Source organism: Xaviernesmea oryzae (assembly GCF_900109605.1).
Lineage (GTDB): Bacteria > Pseudomonadota > Alphaproteobacteria > Rhizobiales > Rhizobiaceae > Xaviernesmea > Xaviernesmea oryzae.
In genome coordinates this window covers 1-4,674 of record NZ_FOAM01000039.1, presented here as the reverse complement: position 1 = coordinate 4,674, position 4,674 = coordinate 1, and the positions used below count along the sequence as shown (strand labels likewise).

5 protein-coding genes and 1 pseudogene are annotated in these 4,674 nt (G+C 55.7%); 4 read left to right on the top strand and 2 right to left on the bottom strand.

Features of this window, described 5'->3' with window-relative positions; genetic code table 11:
- A pseudogene (locus BMX61_RS24035) lies at positions 1-1,113 on the bottom strand (site-specific integrase); the annotation flags it as partial.
- A 52-nt stretch (positions 1,114-1,165) separates the two neighbouring features.
- Between BMX61_RS24035 and BMX61_RS24525 the strand changes: the two are divergent.
- The 3 genes from BMX61_RS24525 (at position 1,166) to BMX61_RS24515 (ending at position 3,794) form a co-directional block, all read left to right on the top strand.
- Entirely contained in the window at positions 1,166-1,531 is a 366-nt protein-coding gene (locus BMX61_RS24525; RefSeq protein ID WP_139199011.1) for a hypothetical protein, read from the top strand.
- Positions 1,528-2,298, top strand: a complete 771-nt coding sequence (locus BMX61_RS24520; protein WP_075628017.1) for an RHS repeat-associated core domain-containing protein — start codon at positions 1,528-1,530, stop codon at positions 2,296-2,298. Before BMX61_RS24525 ends, BMX61_RS24520 begins: the two co-directional genes overlap by 4 nt.
- 929 nt (positions 2,299-3,227) lie before the next feature.
- Complete coding sequence (locus BMX61_RS24515; RefSeq protein WP_139199010.1) at positions 3,228-3,794, top strand: hypothetical protein; 567 nt, start codon at positions 3,228-3,230, stop codon at positions 3,792-3,794.
- 67 nt (positions 3,795-3,861) lie between these two features.
- Here BMX61_RS24515 and BMX61_RS24865 read toward each other — a convergent pair whose 3' ends face one another.
- A complete protein-coding gene (locus BMX61_RS24865; protein ID WP_170855019.1) occupies positions 3,862-4,017 on the bottom strand; it encodes a hypothetical protein in 156 nt (51 codons plus the stop codon).
- 395 nt (positions 4,018-4,412) lie between these two features.
- Here BMX61_RS24865 and tnpA point away from each other — a divergent pair.
- The coding region (gene tnpA / locus BMX61_RS24020) for an IS66-like element accessory protein TnpA (protein ID WP_139199002.1) at positions 4,413-4,674 on the top strand (262 nt) is incomplete at its 3' end.

Sequence of the window (4,674 nt, the reverse complement as noted above, 5' to 3'; positions counted from 1 at the left end):
AAGTTGACGCGGAAGCGATCTTTGCGCCGCTGATACCGTCGCGTCATCTCAGCTGACGCGTGCCCAAGGTGTTTCTGCACATAGCGTTCATCGACCTCGGCCGAGGAGGCGAGGCCGGCGCGCAGCGAATGGCCGGAGAACCGGAAGGCCCGCTCGATCTCGCTGAGGTCGCCACAAATGCCAGCTGCCATCGCCGTCCGCTTCACCAGCCTGGCCACTTCCTTGTCATTCAATCGCTCGGCGCCGATCGCCCTGCCCTGGCCTGTCACTCTGCGGAAGAGGGGACCATGCGCCAATTTAGCGAACTTGATCCACATCTCGACGGCCACGATGGGGCAAGTGGCATCGGAGGAACCGCGTCCGATCTCTACCTCGCGCCATCCCGTCTTGCCGCGCAGGGTGACGAGCATCCCCTTGTTCAGGATCTCGATCCATCCACGCCCGTCTTCGGTCTGCTCCGGCTTCAGATCGAGACCGACGATCTCCGAGCGCCTGAGACCGCCGGCATAGCCGATCAGCAGCATGGCACGATCGCGCAGGCCACGGAGTGTGCCACGATCCAGCGTCTCGACCATGGCGATAATGTCCTCCGCCAACACGGCTTCCTTTTGCACGGGTGGGCGGGCATGGCTCTTGCGGATGCCAGTCATGACGGTGGCGATATGGCGATCTTTCCGATCGAGGGAAAGGCCACGCTGGGCATAGTTCCAGGAGAGCGACGAGAGGCGGCGCGCGATGGTCGAGACCGAGTTCGCCTTCATACCGCGTTCATTGGTGCCGGACGCGCAGGCGGTGATGTAGAGGCCGACGGTCTGCGGATGCCGGGGGGAGGGGAGAAAGACCGGAGCGCCGGCACCAGGCGGAGAAATGTTTCCAGTCGGCGGCGTAGGCGCGGCGGGTGTTGGCCGAACTGGCGGCCTCGACATAGCCGCGGGCGCGGTCGGTAAGGTGGGTGAGGTGGGTCATGGAGTGATCCCCGCCGGCAGGGGAGGGGATGGCGCTGCCACCCGCCAGCTGCGGCGCGGAAACACCAGCGGAGGACCCAGTGCAGAGAGGCGGCGCCGAGGTCTTCTCGCCCTGATTTTCGCTGTTTTGGTCGATGATTTGGGTCATCGCTCTATAATTGGCGTGACGTTCAATAATGCAACCTAAAGGAGTTTATCTGATGAAGTTCGCCGTTTTACTATCGAATATGCACCTCACCGGCATTGTCTCGATCAACCGCCGCATTACCGCTTTTGATAAATCGGTGGCATGGCGTGAACGCGTCTTGACTATACTTATTCTAATGTTATCCTTGATTGAATTCAGAAAAGCTAATAAGGTTAGCGTCTGGCGTTGCAGTTGTGGTACTGTGCCCAGCTTCAGTAGCTGCTGTTCAAGTTGCTGCGATAAGCAAGCGCTTTCCAAGCCAACAATGACCTACTCAGGGTCAAGATCGCCGTCGCTGCCCTTGTGGAAGCCTTGGGCTGACGGCAGCAGGATGGCCAGACGCGATAACGAATTGAATGAAGAAGGGGCTTATTCGTGAAATTCTCCTCTCGAGGGCTTCTGTCCCGGCTGTTAAGCCTGCTGCTCGTTTGCAGCATGGTGTCCGTGTCATTTGGGTCGGCGGCTAATGCCCGGTTCATCTCACCCGACCCGATGGATCCGACAATACAAGGTGTTGGTACTAATCGGTATGCTTATGCAGGAAATGATCCAGTCAATAAGAGTGATCCGAACGGACATCTTTTCGGTGTCGATGATGCTGTCGCTGGGATTGCTTTAGGCATCGCCGCCGTCATTTCGTTCTTCAGTGGAACGAAGGAAGCCAATGCACCAGGCCCAAACGATAGGCTTTCAAACACAAGCGACAGTCAGCAGATGCTCAACATGGCCGTTGGAGCGGCTGGAGGGACTGTTGTCGGCAGGATAGCTGGCACGGCCGCGAAGGGCACGTTGAACAACAAGGATGTACAAAAAGACGCTGCAACGGCAGATAAAAGAGCACAGATGGGCCTTAATACAGATGGTAAAGACTTTGCAGCCCAGTATTCTGCAAACGGGGACACGTATGCCGTGAGCGGTGTAAAATCAGTACAAGGCAAAACAGTCGAAATTAGCGAGTTCAGTGTACAAAAAGTGGGAGAAGATACATCCGTCAACGTCGCAGCCACATCTCAAATCAGGTCACAGATGGCACAGCAATTTGCGACCGAAGGGTTTGATCGACTTACCATCACCGCAACACGTGTAAGCGGCGCCAATCCCGATCGGCTTATGAGCATGACGATGGATCTAAGCAGGTACAAATGACAACAAAACAGCGTCTATATCGGTTTCGTAGTGACTTAAAAAACACCAGTAAATACACTGGGCGTTTTCTTTTTTTCGCAATTCGTGCTGGGTTTTTTAATGTAATAACGCTTTATTATTTGGTGCGAATTAAAAAAATTAGCCTTCAGACTTACGTTGCTTTGGTTCATGATCTGCAAATTATGCAGGATGTAAGACTAGGACTTTATCTGTATGGAACCAAATATACATACCCAGAAATGAAAAGAGCGGTTAGGTCGGGAGACAGCGAAGCTGCGAGGACGCAGCAGGAGCTATTAGAGGAAAGCTTCTTGGACGGCCTTTAGTTTCGTACGTCTGGAAAAACGGCCATTTTTTGCGAGTTTAAAAAGGGCACAATTGAAACAGGAGATTTGGGGACAGTAATCCCCCACCGCCGCGCCGAAGGTGCGGCACAAGAGGGTGCGGAACACTTCCCGCTCGGTTGCGCCCATGGTGCAATCGACATTGGCAAGCGTAGTCCGCTATCACTACCAAGGCAAAGCTGCGGGTGGCGATAGCCAGCGGACCGCTAGCGCGAACCGCCGAAATTCCCTACGGCAGCAGCCACCCAAGAGCTCTCCACATTCACCGTCAGGCCCGATTGCCGCGCAGACGCATAAAGTGCTGCCCACATATGCCGGCATCCGTGTCCGATACTGTAAGGTGACACCTCGCCCACAAGGCGCACAGTTTCACGGAGAGCGATATACACAGGCATGCTCACCCCGGAACTGCCACCACCAGCACCGCCCCAACCTCACGGCCTCAAGGCACTGTAGAGCCCCTCCCTCGGAGGCACGACCTGAAAGGAACCCGTTGGCTGCACCAACATCACCCGTCATGACACGGCATCTTATGACTACATGACATCCCTGTGATAATGTCCTTATGACAGATAGGAGGGACATATGTACATAGAACTTCCTGACGGCGGTAACTTGCTTATGCGGGGTTATGCCAAGGCGGTCGCTGGTCAATCCGGTTTGGACTGGGAACCGAAGAAAAATACAACAATTCAATTTGATGCAAACACGGAAAATGTAGGCAAAAGCGACTCTGATGCATTACCTGCGTCTCGTTCTGAACCGAAGCGGTCCAATGATCCATCCGACACGGTCGCTGTTTTGCTGTCGCTAGGGTTCATGATACTTTCTGCCTGGACACTCTATATGTTTGCGGGGCCGGTCATAGAAATTGTGCATGATCAATATCAACACCGGTCAATTGCGGCCTATGGTACTTCCATGGCTTCTGCGTTCTGCCTTGCAAGATTCGCATACTACGTACGTGAAATTCGTCGGAAGTGGTGGGAGTATCCGGCTATCGAGATAGGTCTCGGCCTTGGTCTAGCTACCTTAGCGGTAAAGCCGGATGTCAACCCGCTCCTTAACTTCATGGCGTTCCTCGCCTCGGTCAGGGTTACCGTCGATGGAATTAAGCGGTTTCGCGAATATCGTGGCGAGGCTGTCGCTTGAAAGGTCATGGTACGGCCAAAATGAATGGCCTCAACGAGGTCCGCCCGGAGCTGGCGACAATCAATCGTTATTGTCTATAGATCCGTGCCCGTTTGCCAGAGTTCTTCACGGTCAGCACGCGTAATCCCCACACGCGCCGCTCATGCAGCCGGCAGCCGTCGAGTTCCTGACTTGGTACGAAGGGCAGGGCGTGATCGCTCTCGCCGCCATTCAGGTGGGGCATGTGGCAGCCTAAATTGCCGAGCTGCGCCTTGCTGCGATCCGTCGCCTATGCGACTGCACTCTGATGGGCCAGGTCATGCTGAGTAAGCCCGCTCACGCCTTGCGTGGGCCATCGTATTCGACGCGGAAGGGCGAGACGCTGGTCCTGTTTCCGAACGAGACTCGGTAGCTCCTGCAGAGCATTCTGGCCGATACGATCGGAGGCAAGCGCGATCGGGCATTGATCGGATCGGTGACCTATTCGTTCGCGGGTTGGTGCCGCGATCGGCATGAAAGTACGGGATGTTTATGTGCAGAGACACGGTCTACGGGTGCGGCGTAAGCCCCCGGTGAGGGCCGCCTTGCGATGACGGTCTTCTGACTGGCAGTCCTAGTGGTAACGCTAGGAGTAGTCATATGACGAAGCATCCCATCGAGGTGATCACATCTGTAGAGCGCCGTCGGCGCTGGACACATGAGGACAAGGCGCGGCTCGTCGCGGCCTGCTTTGAGCCGGACGCGGTTATCTCCGAGATTGCCCGCGCGGCCGGTATCCATGTCAGTCAGTTGTTCCGCTGGCGCAAGGAGCTTTGCCAATCGGACGAACCAGCAAAACAGGCGACCACGACCTTGGTGCCGGTTATCTTATCGGATGCAGCGCAGCCCGCGTCCACAGAAG